Origin of the sequence: Herbaspirillum frisingense GSF30, from assembly GCF_000300975.2 — a bacterium.
GTDB classification, from domain to species: domain Bacteria; phylum Pseudomonadota; class Gammaproteobacteria; order Burkholderiales; family Burkholderiaceae_D; genus Herbaspirillum; species Herbaspirillum frisingense.
This window is the reverse complement of sequence record NZ_AEEC02000004.1, coordinates 178,862-195,454: the sequence shown is the minus strand read 5'-3', so window position 1 is coordinate 195,454 and position 16,593 is coordinate 178,862. Positions and strand designations below refer to the sequence as shown.

15 protein-coding genes and 1 other RNA gene are annotated in these 16,593 nt (G+C 62.8%); 8 read left to right on the top strand and 8 right to left on the bottom strand.

The window, feature by feature from the left end:
- The first annotated feature begins 9 nt into the window (after window positions 1-9).
- Together HFRIS_RS04755 and ssrA are read left to right on the top strand one after the other, a co-directional pair.
- Entirely contained in the window at window positions 10-3,462 is a 3,453-nt protein-coding gene (locus HFRIS_RS04755) for a DUF748 domain-containing protein (protein ID WP_006462108.1), read from the top strand.
- Between the two features lie 193 nt (window positions 3,463-3,655).
- Window positions 3,656-4,036: a transfer-messenger RNA gene (ssrA, locus tag HFRIS_RS24715) on the top strand.
- 126 nt (window positions 4,037-4,162) lie between these two features.
- On the opposite strand, the gene HFRIS_RS25915 is transcribed toward ssrA, so the two are convergent.
- Window positions 4,163-4,297: a hypothetical protein gene (locus tag HFRIS_RS25915; RefSeq protein WP_275450445.1), complete on the bottom strand. Its 135-nt coding sequence runs from the start codon at window positions 4,295-4,297 to the stop codon at window positions 4,163-4,165.
- A 16-nt stretch (window positions 4,298-4,313) separates the two neighbouring features.
- A complete protein-coding gene (locus tag HFRIS_RS04750; RefSeq protein ID WP_006462106.1) occupies window positions 4,314-5,102 on the bottom strand; it encodes an NAD(P)H-dependent oxidoreductase in 789 nt (262 codons plus the stop codon).
- Between the two features lie 94 nt (window positions 5,103-5,196).
- On the opposite strand from HFRIS_RS04750, the gene HFRIS_RS04745 reads away from it, so the two are divergent.
- Window positions 5,197-6,129 (top strand): LysR family transcriptional regulator, encoded by a 933-nt coding sequence (locus tag HFRIS_RS04745; RefSeq protein WP_006462105.1) that lies wholly within the window; start codon window positions 5,197-5,199, stop codon window positions 6,127-6,129.
- A 157-nt stretch (window positions 6,130-6,286) separates the two neighbouring features.
- Entirely contained in the window at window positions 6,287-6,502 is a 216-nt protein-coding gene (locus HFRIS_RS04740; protein ID WP_209442997.1) for a type 2 periplasmic-binding domain-containing protein, read from the top strand.
- Between the two features lie 79 nt (window positions 6,503-6,581).
- Here the strand turns inward: HFRIS_RS04740 and HFRIS_RS04735 are convergent, their stop codons facing one another.
- Together HFRIS_RS04735 and HFRIS_RS04730 are read right to left on the bottom strand one after the other, a co-directional pair.
- Window positions 6,582-7,940, bottom strand: coding sequence for an FAD-binding oxidoreductase (locus HFRIS_RS04735; protein ID WP_006462103.1), 1,359 nt, complete (start codon window positions 7,938-7,940; stop codon window positions 6,582-6,584).
- Between the two features lie 348 nt (window positions 7,941-8,288).
- Window positions 8,289-9,206, bottom strand: coding sequence for an SDR family oxidoreductase (locus tag HFRIS_RS04730; protein ID WP_244436257.1), 918 nt, complete (start codon window positions 9,204-9,206; stop codon window positions 8,289-8,291).
- A 93-nt stretch (window positions 9,207-9,299) separates the two neighbouring features.
- Between HFRIS_RS04730 and HFRIS_RS04725 the strand changes: the two genes are divergently transcribed.
- Window positions 9,300-9,911, top strand: coding sequence for a TetR/AcrR family transcriptional regulator (locus tag HFRIS_RS04725; RefSeq protein ID WP_006462101.1), 612 nt, complete (start codon window positions 9,300-9,302; stop codon window positions 9,909-9,911).
- Window positions 9,912-10,006: 95 nt separating this feature from the next.
- Here HFRIS_RS04725 and HFRIS_RS04720 read toward each other — a convergent pair whose 3' ends face one another.
- Window positions 10,007-10,891, bottom strand: coding sequence for a LysR family transcriptional regulator (locus HFRIS_RS04720; protein ID WP_006462100.1), 885 nt, complete (start codon window positions 10,889-10,891; stop codon window positions 10,007-10,009).
- Between the two features lie 154 nt (window positions 10,892-11,045).
- Between HFRIS_RS04720 and HFRIS_RS04715 the strand changes: the two genes are divergently transcribed.
- A complete protein-coding gene (locus HFRIS_RS04715; RefSeq protein WP_006462099.1) occupies window positions 11,046-12,101 on the top strand; it encodes an aldo/keto reductase in 1,056 nt (351 codons plus the stop codon).
- A 46-nt stretch (window positions 12,102-12,147) separates the two neighbouring features.
- Here HFRIS_RS04715 and HFRIS_RS04710 read toward each other — a convergent pair whose 3' ends face one another.
- On the bottom strand, window positions 12,148-13,062 hold the full coding sequence (locus HFRIS_RS04710; protein ID WP_006462098.1) for a LysR family transcriptional regulator: 915 nt from the start codon (window positions 13,060-13,062) through the stop codon (window positions 12,148-12,150).
- 118 nt (window positions 13,063-13,180) lie between these two features.
- Here HFRIS_RS04710 and HFRIS_RS04705 point away from each other — a divergent pair, with 118 nt between their 5' ends.
- Both HFRIS_RS04705 and HFRIS_RS04700 read left to right on the top strand, forming a co-directional pair.
- Window positions 13,181-13,954 (top strand): SDR family oxidoreductase, encoded by a 774-nt coding sequence (locus tag HFRIS_RS04705; RefSeq protein WP_006462097.1) that lies wholly within the window; start codon window positions 13,181-13,183, stop codon window positions 13,952-13,954.
- Window positions 13,955-14,161: 207 nt separating this feature from the next.
- Window positions 14,162-15,148, top strand: a complete 987-nt coding sequence (locus HFRIS_RS04700; RefSeq protein WP_039874428.1) for a malate dehydrogenase — start codon at window positions 14,162-14,164, stop codon at window positions 15,146-15,148.
- A gap of 62 nt (window positions 15,149-15,210) precedes the next feature.
- Here the strand turns inward: HFRIS_RS04700 and HFRIS_RS04695 are convergent, their stop codons facing one another.
- Both HFRIS_RS04695 and HFRIS_RS04690 read right to left on the bottom strand, forming a co-directional pair.
- Window positions 15,211-15,519 (bottom strand): Dabb family protein, encoded by a 309-nt coding sequence (locus tag HFRIS_RS04695; protein ID WP_039874383.1) that lies wholly within the window; start codon window positions 15,517-15,519, stop codon window positions 15,211-15,213.
- Between the two features lies 1 nt (window position 15,520).
- Window positions 15,521-16,588 carry a maleylacetate reductase gene (locus HFRIS_RS04690; RefSeq protein WP_006462094.1) on the bottom strand — a complete coding sequence of 356 codons (1,068 nt, stop codon included), beginning with the start codon at window positions 16,586-16,588 and terminating at the stop codon, window positions 15,521-15,523.
- Window positions 16,589-16,593 lie beyond the last annotated feature (5 nt).

The following is a 16,593-nucleotide window of genomic DNA, read 5'->3' as shown; positions in this document are numbered from 1 at the left end:
AAAACCGCAATGACCAAGCCGGGCACCGCCTCTATCACCCAGCACCCCGCATGGCAGCGTCTGCGCCGCCCCCTCAGATGGCTGGCCTGGATCCTGGTCGTCCTGCTGGTGCTGGCCGCCCTCAGCTGGGCCGCCCTGCCGGCGCTGGTGCGCAAGATCGCCGTCGATCAGACCCAGGCCCAGATCGGCCGCAAGCTCTCCATCGGCGAGATCAGCTTCAATCCCTTCCGGCTGGCGCTGCGGGCCTCCGATATCACGCTCTTCGAAGCCGACGGCAAGAGTGCCTTCTTCAGCGCCCAATCATTGCTGGTGGACGCCTCCTCGGCCTCACTGCTACGCATGGCACCGGTACTAGATGAGATCAAGCTGACCACTCCGCAACTGCATGTCATTCGCCTGGACGCCAATGGCAGCGGCCACTACAACTTCTCCGACATCCTCGACCGTCTGGCCGCACAGCCCAAGAGCGAAAGCCAGGCCCGCTTCTCGCTGGCCAACGTGCAATTGCAGGATGGCGCAATCCACTTCGAAGACAAGGTCAGCGGCAAGACCATCGACATCGCCGCCCTGCAACTGGGCCTGCCCTTCATCTCCAACCTGCCCGGCAACATCGACAGTTTCGTGCAGCCGCAACTGGCCGCCACCATCAACGGCACGCCGCTGCACCTGAAGGGTCGCAGCAAACCCTTCACCTCGTCGCAGGAATCGGCATTCGCCATCGACATCGACCAGCTGGACCTGGTCAGCTACCTGCCCTTCGTCCCCGCCGAACTGCCCCTGGCCGTGCAGAGCGCCAAGCTCACCACCAGGCTGGACCTGGGCTTCAGTCGCAAGGAAGACAAGCCCACCGTGACCCTGGCCGGTGATATCCGGATCGACGACATTTCCTTGCAGGACAAGGCCAAGGCACCGATGCTCAAGGCCAAGTCACTGGCCGTGCAGCTCGGACAATTCGACCTGCTGGCCGCCAGCGGCGAGATCAGCCAGGTCAGCCTGGAACAGCCGCAAGTCTGGGTCGACATGAATGCCCGCGGCGAAATCAACTGGTTGCGCGCCCTCGGCAGCGGTACCAGCAACAGCAAGGCTCCGGCCAAACCGGGCGCCACGCCAGCGCAGGCCGGCACGCCGGCACCGGCGACTCCGGCTGCACCAGCAACACCCGCGGCACCCGCACCAGCGGCCCCCATCGTCCTGCAACAACTGAAAGTAAACGGCGGCGACATCCACTGGCGTGACCAGGCCAACGCCAGCCCTGCGCAGGACATCAAGCTCTCCAAACTGGAGATCAATGCCACCGGCCTGTCGACCGCCGTCGATGCCAAGCCCGCCCAACTGAACCTGTCGGTGACGGAAAACGGTCACGGCACGCTGGCCTTTGACGGTCAGGTCCAGCCGCTCAAGGCGCAGGTCAGTGGCAAGCTCAAGCTGGAACGCATCGACCTAGCCGCCTACCGCAACTACCTGGCGCGCAGCCCCGTCACCGACATCGCCGGCAAGCTCTCCGGTAACTCCACCCTGCAACTGCGCGATGGGAACATCAAGCTCGACGACACCAGCGTGGACCTGGCCGACCTGCGCCTGACGCCGCCCGGCAAGGGCGCCCAGCCGATCAGCCTGCAGTCCCTGTCATTGCAGGCGAAAAATCTCAGCGACACGGTGGACCAGCCCATCCCCTTCAAGCTGCAGGCACGCTTCGACAAAGCCGGCAGTGCCGAACTGAGCGGCCAGGCTGCGCCTCGCCTGAAGCAGCTGGACCTCGACCTGGACGTCAAGGACCTGCCCATCGCGCCCTTCCAGCACTACTTCACCAATGTCCTCAACGTGACCCTCAGCACCGGCCTGGTCAGCGCCAAGGGCAAGCTGGCCGTCACGCCGCCGCTGGAGAGCCAAAAGCTCGCGCTGGATTACAAGGGCGAGGCGGCCGTCACCAACCTGCGCATGCAGGACAAGGTCACCTCCACCGACTTCCTGCGCTGGCGCACCCTGGCCGTGAGCGGCATCCAGGCCAGACTGGGGGCACGCACGCAAGTGGCGCTGGAGAAGATCACCCTGTCCAACTTCTACGCCCGCGCCATCCTCTCCGACAAGGGCCGCCTGAACCTGCAGGACATCGTCGTGGCCGACGCCCAGGAACAGGGCTCGATCACCGACGACAGCAAGAAGGACAGCAAGGAGACCAAGCCCGGCAACGCGGGCAACATCGGCAGCTCCCGCAAGACCACCTCCACCGCCCCGGTGACCACGCCGGCCGCCTCCGCTGATGCCCCCATCGTACGCATCGGTCAGGTGGTCCTGGAAGGCGGCAACATCAACTACACCGACAACTTCGTCAAACCCAACTACACCGCCAACATGACCGGCCTGGCCGGCACCATCGGCCAGATCTCGTCGGAGAAACCGCAGCCCGCTCCCGTCAACATCAGCGGCAAGATCGACAACGATGCCCCGCTGCAGATTTCCGGCTCGCTCAATCCCTTGTTCAAGCCCATGTACCTGGACCTCAAGGCCAGCGCCAACGGCGTGCAACTGCCGCGCCTGACGCCGTACTCCGCCAAGTACGCCGGCTATCCGATCACCAAGGGCAAGCTGTCCATGGATGTGCAATACAAGATCGAGAACGACAAGCTGGTCGCCCAGAACGACCTGCGCATCGAACAGCTGACCTTCGGCGAACGCGTGGACAGCCCCGACGCCACCAAGCTGCCGGTCATGCTGGCGGTATCTCTGCTCAAGGACCGTGACGGCAATATCAATCTCAACCTGCCGATCTCAGGCTCGCTCTCCGACCCCGAGTTCTCGGTCGGCGGCATCATCGTGCGGGTCTTCGTGAACCTGATCGTCAAGGCCGTCACCTCGCCCTTTGCGCTCATCGGATCGATGTTCCGTGCCGACGAGCACATTGGCGAACTGCGCTATATCGAGTTCGCGCCTGGCTCTTCCGAAGTCACCGACGAGGTCCGCAAGAAGCTCGATGCGCTGGGCTACGTCCTGCACGAACGCCCCGGCATCAAGCTCGACATCACCGGCCGCGTCGATCCTCAGGTCGATGACCAGGGCCTGCGCCAGGAAGCCCTGGAACGCAAGATGCGCGGCCTGAAACGCGCCGACCTGATCGCCCGCGAAGGCCAGCCCTCCGGCCCGGTGCGCATCAGCCCGGCCGAGCGCGGCAAGTATCTGGAGCGCGTCTACAAGGACAGCAAGTTCGACAAGCCGCGCAACATGATCGGGTTGTCCAAGTCCTTACCGCCGGAAGAGATGGAAAAGATGATCCTGGAACATACAGAGGTCACCCAGGATGATCTGCGCAATCTGGCCCAGCGTCGTGCCGACCAGGTGCGCAATTACCTGCAGGAGCAAAGCGTGATCGACCCGGCGCGCATCTTCCTGATCGCCCCCAGGCTGGACGGCACCGGTATTCCAGCCAAGGAGCCCAAGGCGCGGGTGGAACTGACGATCCAGTGACTGGATGAATGAACGGATGGATGAATGGATGAACGGAGTGAACGCCGGACCTTGAAAAGCCCGGCCACGCCCATACAACAAGGAGTAGGTTATAATTTACCTCCCGCCGAAAAGCGGGCGCCTCTCTAGCGGGAGGCAAGCGTAATACGCAGGTTCAAGCGCCCAGCTGGATTTGCGAAGCTTCAACACTCACGGGGCCGACTTGGTTTCGACAGGGGTTGCAAAGCGGAACAGGGCATGCCGAGGACTGGTTACCTCGTTAATCCATCCGGAACTGCTTAAATGCAAACGACGAATCTTACGCTCTCGCAGCGTAAATCGCACCTAGAAACCTAAGAAACTTCTAGCTCTACAGCACTTCTTCCCTGGGGTGTGCTGGCAACAGCGGTAGAGTCATTTACAGGGAATCGTGGCGTATCGGGTTACTTGATACGTCATTAAATCCAAGGTAACTCGTCCTGTCGAAGCGTGTGCGTCCGCGTCGCCAGGATCAAAACCAATTGACTGCACTACGCATGTAGAACTGTCTGTAGAGTGCTTCTGGACGCGGGTTCGATTCCCGCCGGCTCCACCAAACATCAGTCCTTTGAAATCCAAGGACATCCGGAAAACCCGCTTATCTCCTAGGAGATAGCGGGTTTTTTGTTTATTGTCGTCCAAGTGAGTTCGTTGACATCCGTGTTCTTTGGGTGCGCCGGCTTCAGTGCACCGGCAGCGGGATCCATTCGGCCTCGCCAGGGATGTCCGGGAAGACGTCCTTGTCGCGATTGTTCCAGGCCAGCCTGGCGGCCATGCCCGAGCCCATTTGCCCAAGCCCGATGAGGGCCATATCCATATCCATTTCCATGTCCTTATGCGGTGGTCAGGTCGGCAATGTGCGCGGCGATGCCGGTTTGGCCTGGCGAAACATGGTCGGCCATGGTGTGGCGATCGGGAAAGCTGCCTCCGTTCTGCGAGCGAAACGGAATCGGCGCGTCGTCGAACAGGCGTTCGACGCGACTACGCCACACCGCCCGGATGAGTTCGATCTCTTCCGCTTTGCCGACATGGGCGGCGCCGTACACCGGATGGACGGGGAGCACGTCCATGCCTGGATAGAAAAGCGCGCCGTGGGTGAGCGGAAAGAGCAGCTGATCGATCGGGCCGTTGATGCCGCGCGGACCATAGTCCGCAGCCGGGCCGCCTGCCAAAACGTTAACCAGCGCCCGCTTGCCCTTCAGGATGCCGTCCCCAAAGCGATATTCGTTGGTGCCATTCTTGTACCCGTAGGCAAAGCCGAAGGCGTAGACACGATCGATCCAGCCTTTCAGGATGGCGGGCAAGCCATACCACCAAAGGGGGAACTGCATGATCACCGCATCGGCCGCCATCAGCTTCGCCTGCTCTGCGGCGACATCCGCCGTCTGCTGCCCAGTTGCATAGGCATGACCTGATTCCATAATGTACGAGAGCCGATCAGGATTAACCCTGCTCGGAAAATCCTCTGCATCGAAGACAGCCTTCCAGCGCATGCCATAGAGGTCCGACTGAATGACTTCATGCCCTTGGGCGGTAAGGGCTTCAATCGAGACATCGACCAGTTGCCGCGTCAGCGAGGTCGGCTCAGGGTGGGCGTAGACGATGAGGACTTTCTTGGTCATGGTGCGGTTCTCCAAGTGGTTTGCAATGACCGCATGATGGCCTCTGGCCCTGGTATATGTGAAATCGATTATTTTTTACTCTACAATCCACCACATGGATACCGGACGCCTCGATCTCAATTTGTTGCTGACTCTTGAAGCTCTCCTGGCAGAGCGGAATGTGACAAAGGCGGCCGCGCGACTTCACCTTAGTCAGCCAGCAGTGAGCGCACAGTTGAGCCGCCTTCGGGATGTGTTCGACGATCCCTTGCTTGTCCCGGCCCACCGCGGGATGACGCCTACGGCCAAGGCGCTCGACCTAATCGGCCCGCTGCGAGAAGCGCTCGATCAACTGCGAATCACCCTCCATTCCCATAAAGACTTCTCGCCGGCACGGGGCAAGCTGACAGTCACGGTGGCTTGCACGGACTATGTGCAGGCTGCGGTCCTGATACCGCTCGCTGTGACGTTGAGGCAGCGCGCGCCGGGGGTGCGCCTGGCCGTTCGCCATTGGGATCCTGCGTCGATGGAGCAACAGCTAAGTCGCGGCGAGATCGACCTGGCTCTCACCACGCCTGATCCCAGTCACGTGCATCTGCGAACCTGCCACCTATACACGGAGACCTACGTCCTCATCGGTCGACGAGATCATCCAAGTCTCAGGCCCGGACTTACGCCCGGAGAGTTCGCGAAACTGGAACATGTAATCGTGTCACCATCGGGCGGCGCCTTCACAACGCCGATCGACGAGGCACTGGCAGCGCTTGGGCATCGCCGCCAAGTCGTTATGTCGGCAGCGTCCTTCCTCTTCGTCCCCGAGATCGTTTCGTCTAGCGATCTTGTCGCCCTTGTGCCGAGGCGGCAACTACGAGGCCAGGCGGACCGGCTCGTCTTGATCGATATCCCTTGGCTCTCGGAGCAGTTCGACGTCAGCTTGATTTGGCACGAGCGCAGCCACGGACACGCTGGCCATCGCTGGATTCGGAATCTACTTGTCGAGGTCGTGACAGACAAAGGCAATGGCGTGCGCCTGCCAGATTTAACCTGAACAAGCAGGGCGACAGCAATCGCGCTTTGCCGAGGGTCTTGACCAAAGTGCAAGCTGCCTCCCTGTCCGAAGTGGCCGCAGCGCTGCACCAGCAACGCGGCGGCCCGGCTGGTCCGGTTATGGTTGATGCAAGAGCGAGGTGCAGTTGGGCTTGGGTATGGCCATGGTGGCCGTTCCTGATATCCTGGCAGGACTGGAGTCGGCGGAGCTGGTGCGGGTTTTGCCGCGCTGGTGGGCCGATGCGGGCGCAATCTCTCTCTACTATGCGAGCCGCCACCTGCTCCCGGCCAAGACGCGATTCTTCATCGATTTCCTGATCGAGGCCTTTAAACGTGAAGACTACGCACGACGCTTCGCCGGTAACCTGGGTTGAACCTGCATGAATGCTTCACAGATAGCATGCCTGGACCTCGGTCGGACCCGGGGTGGATCAGGTCCAGGCGATTCCCGCTTCAAGCTGACGGTATGCTTTGCTCGAACGTGAACAGCTTCTCGGGATCGTACTTTCTCTTCACCCGCATCAGTCGTGTCAGATTGTCGCCGTAATAGGCCTTGGCCCAGTGGGGCAGGTTCCGGCTGGGGAAATTGACGTAGGACTGCGGCAGCATGAAGCACTGCATGTCCTCGAAATAGGCGGCCAGCCATGCCTGCTGCCGGCGCACCGTGTCTGGATTATCGATCGGCGCCCAGGCACTCTCCATCTCGAAGATGTAGTTGGCATTGCGGTGCACATACGCGGTGGCGTCCGCCGCCACCTCCCTGACCTTGCCGCCGATGGCGAACAGGATGCCCATGTTCTGCGGCAGCAGCGAGCCGCCGGGCCATTTCATCATCCAGCGCAGCATGGTTTCCAGCGCTTCCGGAGGCAGCTTGTCGGCGACGTAGCTCGAACGCAGATCGTACATGCCATTCGGATCATCGGTGATGAGGTAGTCGCGCGCTTGCCAGTAGCTCATCTGGCGGATGTCCTGCTTGATCGGTTTGACCATACTGAGCGCCGGTGCCAGCACTTCCAGCGCCTTCTCGCGCGGACCGAAGAACTGGCCCAAGGTGGTCACCAGCAGCTGGTCGCGCTTCGGATACGCACCTGGCGCGCTGGGATAGGCCTTGGTGCGGGTGGAGATATGCTGCGCGTGCTCGTTCTGGATCGCCTGCAGGGCAAGCAGCAATTCGACCTGCTTCTCGCCGGGCCACACGATGTTGAAGATGGTCACATCGTCCTTGACCTCATGCAGTTCGAAGCTGAATGCGGTGTTGACGCCAAAGTTGCCGCCACCCCCGCCGCGCAGCGCCCAGAACAGGTCGCTGTAATCACCGCCGGCATCGGCGGAGACCTGCTTGCCGCTGGCCAGCACCAGGTCGGTCTGCACTAGGCTGTCGCAGGTCAGGCCCGCGTGGGTCGCGGAAAAACCCCAGCCACCGCCCAGCACCAGGCCGCTTGCGCCCACAGTCGGGCAACGACCTGAGGGGATTGCGAAATTGGTACCGCTGAAAGCGTCGGCCATATCCTGATTGCAGGCACCGGCCTGGATGTAGCCGCGGTTCTTGTCAAGGTCGTACCACACCTTGTTCATCGCCTTGACGTCGATCAGCAAGCCCCGGGTGGTGGAGAATCCAGCGTAGTTGTGGCCGCCCGAGCGGATCGCAAACGGCTCGCGATGGTCGGCCGCCCAGCGCAGGCAGAGCTGGACGTCATGCGCATCGGCGCACATCGCCACGGCACGCGGCAGGATGTAGGCATAGCGGGCATTGTTGGGTGCGGCGGCCATCGCATAGCCCATTTCGCCGGGGAAGATCAGACGGCCGTGCATGCTGCTGCGCAGGGCTCGCAGGTTTCTGGGGGAATGCAGCGCGGGTGCGGCGACCAGCGCCGAAGGAACACTGCACGCATACAGCAATGCCGCCCCGGCCTGTAAAAATTTGCGACGCGGCAGCTCATCAAAATGACGCATTCTCCCCCCTGAGTAAGTTTTTCAGTAACGTATTGGTTACGTCTAGGCGAACGATTCTAACTCAGCAGCATGTCATCATAGAAGCGCCACCCGAATGCGGGAGAAAAGCGTCGGTGCCGGACCCGCCGGCCAGCTCGACGGTGAAGAGCAAACGGACGCCGGTGCCCAATTCACACTGCGCGGCGGCCTGGAAGCACAATGCCCGCCCTAGGTAAATCGCACGCCAGCCAGCTGTTCCGACACCTGCCAGAGCCGTTCGGCCACGCCGCGATCAAGCGCTTGCCTGGGGACGCGGGCAGGGGCTGGAAATCCGCGGGTCTCCCCCAGCTTGTCCGGTCCATAGTAAGCACCTGCCTCGGCCTCTTCGGCCGTTGCCGCGTAGAGGATGGGCAGTGCTCCCTGCTCCACGGGCTGGAACAGGAACCAGAAGTAACGCCGCAGCAATCCCGCAGCGCTTTGCGCGCCAGCGCCATTGGCGATCAGGTCGGTACGGGAAACGCCGGGATGTGCGCCGATGCTGCGGATATTCCAGCCCATGGCCTGACTGCGCCGCTGGAGCTCGATGCTAAACAGCAGACAGGCCAGCTTGGATTGCGCATAGGCGCTCATGGGCCGATAGGCATGCTCGCTTTGCAGATCATCGAAACTGATCTTTCCCGAGCGCGCCGCTACGCTCGACACCGTCACCACGCGCGGCTGGGGGGCCGCCCGCAGCAAGGGCAGCAATTGGGCGGTCAATGCGAAATGCCCGAGGTAGTTGGTACCGAACTGCAATTCGAAGCCATCCTCGGTGCTGCAGCGCTGCGGCGGCGCCATCACGGCAGCATTGTTGATGAGCAGGTCGACACACCCATGCGTATCCTGCAGGCGCCGGCAAAACTGGCTGATGGAAGACAGACTGGCCAGGTCCAGCAATGCGAAATCGACCAGGGACTGAGGCACTTCGCTGCGGATGCGTTGCACCGCCGCAGCGCCCTTGTCCGTATTCCGCCCGGCGATGATCACCCGGGCGCCACTGGCGGCCAGCGCCTGTGCCGTACGATAGCCAAGGCCGCCGGTCCCCGTGACGATGGCCGTACGTCCGCGTTGAAATGGGATGAGAGACTCCGTCCAATGTGTCATCATCGTCAACCTGACTGGAAAGCAGTAATCGGATTAAAAATAAGCACTGAGTGCATAATTTAATGCACTCAGTGCAATTTAGCAATGAGTTTATTCATGTCTGACATTTCATCTTCCGTCGACTCCGGGGCTTCCCCTGGCCTGCGCGAGCGCAAGCGTCTGGAGACGCGGCGTCGCATCGCCGAGGTGGCGCAAGGCTTGTTCATGGCGCGTGGATATGCCGCCACGACGTTGGACGACATCGCGGCTGCGGCAGATATTTCCCGCCGCACCTTCTTTTCGTATTTCAAGTCGAAGGACGACATCATCCTATACTGGCGGGACGCCGATACCGCTGCCTTGCTGGCGGACCTGCTGAAGGTGTCGCCGGATGCCGATCCACTGGATGCGGTGCGGGACGTGATGGTGGCGCACATTGGGCGCTACACCACCGAACAGATGACGGCGGTGGACAATCTGATGCGTTCCAGTGAGTCCCTGATGGCGCGCAAACAGGCCTTCTATGCGGAGCAGGAAGTCATGCTCTTCGACGCGCTATGCCAGGTATGGCGCCATCCTGAGCAGCGAGCACGGCTGCGGATGGTGGCCATGGTGTCTGTGGGTGCCATGCGGCTTGCCTTGCAGACCTGGCGCGAACAATCCGGTCAACGCAAGCCTGCCTCCAGATATCTGCTTGAGGCATTCGATATCCTGCGCAAGGGGCTCTAGGCCGAGGAGGGTCGCGCTGTCGCCAGACTGCGGACCTGACTGCCGACAAGAGCAAGGCGTCGGCGACGCCATCCTGCCCCCGCCCCATTCTCCACTCAGCGCGCGCGCCCCAGAACCGGATGCCGCGCCACCGTCTCGGCCAGGAAATCGGCCACGGCGCGCACGCGTGCCGATGCGCTCAGGTCGGCGTGCATCACCAGCCAGAGGCCATTGTCGAAGAGCTCCTCGGATGGCACCACCTTCACCAGCTCCGGGGCTGTGGCGAGGAAATCCGGGATGATCGCCAGCCCCAGGCCGGCACGCGCCGCCGCGATCTGCATCGGCAGGTTCGATACCATCAGCACGGTGCGCGCCTGCGAGGCGTGGCTCGTCATCCATTGCGCCGCCGGCAGGTGGCTGTGTGCGTCGTCCCAGGTGATGACATCGCGACCGGCGAAGGGATCGCCATCGCGCTGGCGGTGCTGCTTCAGGTAGGCACGGCTGGCGTAGACGGCATAACTCATCCGGCCAAGCTGGCGCAGCTTCAGGTTGCCGCTGGCCGGCCGCACCACCCGCAAGGCCAGGTCGGCTTCACGCCGGCCCAACGTCACCGTGGCGGTGTGGGTGACGATCTCCAGGCATAGCGCGGGGTGGCGCTTGACCAGCGCCGGCATGGCGGGAATGACCAGATCCGTGGCCAGGTTTTCGGAGGTTGCCAGGCGCACCGTGCCGGAGACCGTTCCACTCAGACTGGCCGCGCCCCGCTCCACGGCCAGCACGCCCTGCTCGGCGGCTTCGGCGCGGCGCAGTATCTCCTGCCCTTCATCGGTGAGGAAGTAGCCGGTCTGATGCCGTTCGAACAGCGTGGCGCCCAGGTCCTGCTCCAGCTCGCTCACGCGCCGCGCTACGGTGGACTGGCTGGCTTTCAATGCACTGGCCGCCCTGGTGAGACTGCCGCTGCGGGCCACTTCGAGAAAGAACTTGAGGTCGTTCCAGTCCATCGACGTTTTCTATTTATGGAAAATGATCCGCCGATTATTTGTATTTTCCTCCTGGAATGCAAGGACTACATTGATCGCATGACGCACTGACGGTCGTCGATTTCGCCACCGGTCACCGTCCGAACCTATCTATTCCAGCCAAGGAGAATCCAACATGCAATACCGCACCCTGGGCCACACCGGCCTGCTCGTTTCCCGTCTCTGCCTGGGCACGATGACCTTCAGCAATGGTGAAGGCGTCTACCAGCACATCGGCAACGTCGGCCAGAAAGAGGCCGATGAGCTGGTCAGGACCGCCTTCGAGGCCGGCGTCAATTTCTTCGATACCGCCGACGTCTATTCGGCCGGTGCCAGCGAGGCCACGCTGGGCCAGTCCTTCCGCAACCTCGGCCTGGCGCGTAGCGATGTGGTACTGGCCACCAAGGTCTACAGCCGCATGGGGCCGGGTCGCAATGATGTGGGAGCCTCGCGGGGTCACATCATGGATGCGGTCGACGCCAGCCTGCGCCGCTTGCAGACCGACCACATCGATCTCTACCAGGTGCACGCCAACGACACCATCACCCCCATCGACGAAACCCTGCGCGCGCTGGATGATCTGGTGACCCAGGGCAAGGTGCGCTACGTGGGCGTATCCAACTGGCAGGCCTGGAAGATCGCCCGCGCCATCGGTGTTTCGGCGGAAAAGGGTCTGGCGCGTTTCGAAACGGTACAAGCCTATTACTCGCTCGCCGGACGCGACCTGGAGCGAGAAATCGCCCCCCTGCTGGAAGCCGAAAAGATGGGCTTGATGGTATGGAGCCCACTGGCCGGCGGCCTGCTGTCTGGCAAGTTCAGCCGCGACAACCAGAAACCGGCGGACTCGCGCCGTTCCGGTTTCGACTTCCCCATCGTCGAGAAGGGGCGCGCCTGGAACATCATCGATGTGCTGGCGCCAATCGCCCGCCGTCACCAGGTCAGCCCGGCGCGGGTGGCGCTGGCCTGGCTGCTGTCACGGGAGGTGGTGACCTCGGTCATCATGGGAGCGCGTCGCATCGACCAGTTGCAGGACAACCTGGGCGCCATCGATCTGCAACTCGATCAGGAAGAATTGCAGGCCCTTGATGAGGTCAGTGCCCTGCCGCCTGAATATCCAGGCTGGATGCTGGCCACGCAAAGTGCTGATCGCCTGGGTCCGGTGGATCTCTGGAGCGAGGCCCTGCACTCCTGAGGCAGAGCGGACGCAGCTCTTCCGTGCAATCCTTCAGCGCGGCTTTTCAGCGCCTGTGCGAGGTCAGGACCGTGGACATATACTCCAGCGCAAAGTCCACGAAGGTCCTGGCCCGCAGGGGCAGGTTGCGCCGCGCCGGATAGACCACGTGCGCCGGCAGCGTGCTGGCTTCCCATTTCGGCAGCAGTCGCACCAGCCGGCCGGAGACCAGATCCTCCTCGACCAGCCAGGTCGGCAACGCCGCCACGCCGAGGTCCATGCGCGCTGCTTCGCGCAGGCTGGTCACGCCTTCGGATTGCAGCAGCGGGCGTACCTGCAGGCGACTTTCTTCCCCGTCCCGATACAGCATTACCTCGCGCGTACCGCCAAAGGTAGCGGACGAGAGGATCACCCACGGCCATTCCTGCAGGTCTTCCGGACGACGGCAGCGGCGGTGTGCCGCCATCAGCCCGGGCGACGCCACCACATGACGGCGGATCTGTCCCAGGGAGCGCGCCACCACCCGGTCGTCGGTCAACGCCCCAGCGATGATGCCGACGTCACAGCCCTCCTCGATCATGTGCAGCGGACGGTTCGAATAGGCCAGTTCCATCGTCACGCCGGGGTGTGCATGGATGAAACTGCTGATGAGACGACTCACCACGGTCTGCCCGAAGTCGATGGTGGAAAACACCCGGATGTTGCCCTGCAGTCCGCCCTGTTCCAGCCTCAGTCGTTGCTGGGCTTCATCGGCCAGTTCGATGATGGCACGGGCATCATGCAGGAAGCGCTGGCCAGTCTCGGTCAGGCTCATGCGATGGGTATCGCGCCTGAGCAGCTCGGCACCGCACTGCTGTTCCAATGCACTCAACTGCCGGCTCAGTGTCGGCTGGGTCATCCGCAGCGCCCGTGCAGCGGAGGAGATACTGCCGCATTCGACGATGGCAACGAAGCTGCGCAACAGGACCAGATCATCGAACATGGCTATGCAATAAGTGGATAAGCGATATGTCGATTATACGGCTACAGCAGAAGCGGCGGCAGTGAGATGATTCTTCCATGCCGTTCCACCCCAATGACTTTCCATTCAGGAGAAAACCATGACCAGTATTGCCAATACCGCTTCCGGTTCCCGTTCCAGTAACAAGGTCGCCATCGTCACCGGCGCATCACGCGGCATCGGGGCGGCCATCGCCAGGCGCCTGGCGGCCGATGGCATCGCCGTCATCATCAACTATGCCGGACGCAAGGCTGACGCAGACGCGGTCGTGGCCGGGATCGAAGCCGCCGGCGGACGGGCTGCCGCCGTCCAGGCCGATGTCGCCGTCCCGGCACAGGTGGCCGCCATGGTTGATCAGGCTTGCACGCTTTTCGGTGGCGTCGACTTCATGGTCAATAACGCCGGCATCATCCAGCCCGGCCTGACCATGCTGGCCGATACCGATGACGAGCTCTTCGACCGCTTGATCGCCATCAACCTCAAAGGAAGCTTCAACACCATGCGCATCGCCGCCAAACGGCTGCGCGACGGCGGCCGCATCGTCAACTTTTCCAGCAGCGTGAAGGCCCTGGCGTTGCCCGGGTATTCGGTCTATGCCGGCACCAAGGCGGCGGTGGAGGCCATGACCAACATCTTCGCCAAGGAACTGCGCGGACGCGGCATCACCGTCAATGCCGTGGCGCCGGGACCGACCGCCACCGATCTCTTCCTCAAGGACAAGACCGAGGCCCAGATCGAACACCTGGCCAAGCTGCCGCCGCTGGAACGCCTGGCGCAGCCGGACGATATCGCCGAGGTGGTGGCCTTCCTGGTCAGCCCGGCCGGCGGCTGGATCAACGGCCAGACCATCCGCGCCAATGGCGGCATGGTCTAAGCGGTCGGGAGACAGCAATACCGAGGCAAATATCTACCTTTTTTGTAGGTTGATCAAAACAGATTAAGTTGTTTTACAGCTTCATCAGACGTGCGTAAAGTGGATTCACGGTCTGCGAGAACAGTCCAGGCAAGACGGGCGGTGGAGGTCGAAGCTTCAGATTCGATTTCTGCTGCACCGGGCCTCCCATTCATCAACTATGAGTCCATCATGAAGCCAATCAAGCACATCGCCATCACCGGCGCCGCCGGTCAAATCGGTTATTCACTGGTCTTTCGCATCGCCAACGGCGACATGCTGGGGCCAGACCAGCCGGTCAGCCTGCGCTTGCTGGATGTCCCTGCGGCGCAGCCGGCATTGCGCGGCGTGGAAATGGAATTGCAGGACTGCGCCTTCCCGCTGCTGCGGGGTATCGTCTGCACGGATGACGCAGAGCGCGCCTTCGATCAGGTCGATCACGCCATCCTGGTCGGCGCACAGCCGCGCCAGAAGGGCATGGAACGGCGCGACCTGCTGGCAGCCAACGCCAACATCTTCGCCCAGCAGGGGCGCGCACTCAATGCCGTTGCCAGCCGCTCGGTCAAGGTGCTGGTGGTCGGCAACCCGGCCAATACCAATGCCCTCATCGCCATGAGTGCCGCCCCCGACCTCGCCCCCGCCTGCTTCAGCGCGATGATGCGACTGGACCACAATCGGGCTCGCGCCATGCTGGCCACGCGCCTGGGCGAACCGGTGGATAGCCTGGAGCAGGTGATGGTGTGGGGCAATCACTCACCCACCATGTATGCCGACTATCGCTTCGCGCTGGTCGGAGGCGAGCCGGTGCCCCTGCGTATCCAGGATGAGCAATGGAATCGGGAAGTCTTCATTCCCCGCGTGGCACAACGTGGCAGTGCGGTGATTGAAGCCCGCGGCAAATCATCAGCGGCATCAGCCGCCAGTGCGGCGGTGGACCACATGCGTGACTGGGTCTGCGGCAGCCACGGCCGGTGGGTATCAATGAGCCTGCCCTCCAATGGCGACTACGATATTCCGGAAGGGATTTTCTTTGGCGTGCCAGTGCGCTGCGAAGAAGGTCGCATTGAACGTATCACCGGCCTGGCGATCGACGCGTTCGCACGTGAACGCCTGCAGGGGGCCGTCGATGAACTGATGGAAGAACGCGCCGCCATCGGTCACCTGCTGCTGCGCTGATCGATGGGCGTGGCGCGTCTGCCACTTTTGCGCAGCCTTTCAGCCCGGCTTTTGGTCGCTTCTCAGCGCACCGGATAATCCACCTGATGCCGCGCGATGCGCAGGCTGCCCAGTTGCTGGCGCACGGCCAGGTGGGCGGGATGGTCGGCATAGGCACGCAAGGCCTCGGCGCTGTCGAATTCCGTGACCAGCACCACGTCACAGGCGTAATCGACGCCACTGACGTCGGTGCCGACCTCCAGATGGCGCAGGCCGGGAATGCGGCCGGCCAGCCCTTCGAAGGCTTGCCTGACCTGTTCGACATTGGCCAGATGCGGCGCGCTACCGCGCTCGCCCTGGATGTCCCACATCACGATGTGCCGAACTGCCATCTCAGTTCCCCGCACCCGGTGGATGGCCATGCCAGGCATTTTCCAGCAAGGCGCGCAAGGCGGCCCGCTCCAGCGGACGTGGATTGGCATAGGCATTCTGCAAGGCGATATCGGTGCAGCGATCAAGCTCTTCATAGGGCATGCCCAGCTCGCGCAGCGACAAGGGCGCCTGCAGCGCGCGCGCCAGCGCATGCACGCCCTGTGCCGCGTCCCCGCTACCGAGGGCGCGGGCGATGCGCTGCATAGCTTGCGGCGCGGCCGGCGCATTGTAGGCCAGTGCATGCGGCAGGATCACGGTGTGGGTCTCGGCATGCGGCAGGTTGTAGCTGCCGCCCAGCGTGTGGCACAGCTTGTGATGCAGCGACATGCCGACATTGCCCAGCACCGTCCCGCACAGCCAGGCGCCGTACAGGCATTGGCTGCGGGCATCCAGGTCATCGGCGCGCAGGACGATCTGCGGCAGCCCTTCGGCCAGTGCGCGGATACCCTCCTCGGCCAGCATCGACATGATGGGATTGGCATCGGCCGCGTACAAACCCTCGGCCGCATGCGCCATGGCATTGATGCCGCTGGTGACCGACAAGGGCAGCGGCAGGCCCAGGCTCAACTCGGGATCGTAGATCACCGTGCGCGGCAAGACGCGCACATCGCGCCCGGTCTTCTTGAGGCCGGCTTCGGTGATGCCGTAGATCGGCGTCATCTCGCTGCCGGCATAGGTGGTCGGGATGGCCAGGATGGGCAAATCCGATTCCAGCGCAATGGCCTTGCCCAGGCCCATGGTGGAACCGCCGCCGATGGCGATGGCGCAGTCGGCCTCCAGTTCGCGGGCGACTTCGCGGGCGTGGCGCGCGGTCTCGATGGGCACATGCATGACGGCCTGGTCGAAGATGCCGGCGCAGCGCTCGCCGATCAGCGCGGCCACGCGTTCGGCCTCGGCACGCTGGCCCGGGGTGCACAGCACCAGCGCGCGGCGTGCGCCCAGCTGCTCGGTTTCGCGGACCAGATGTTGCAGGCTGCCGGCGCCGAAGATCACACGGGCGGCAGCGCTGGTGTAGGTAAAGGCTTGCATGGCGG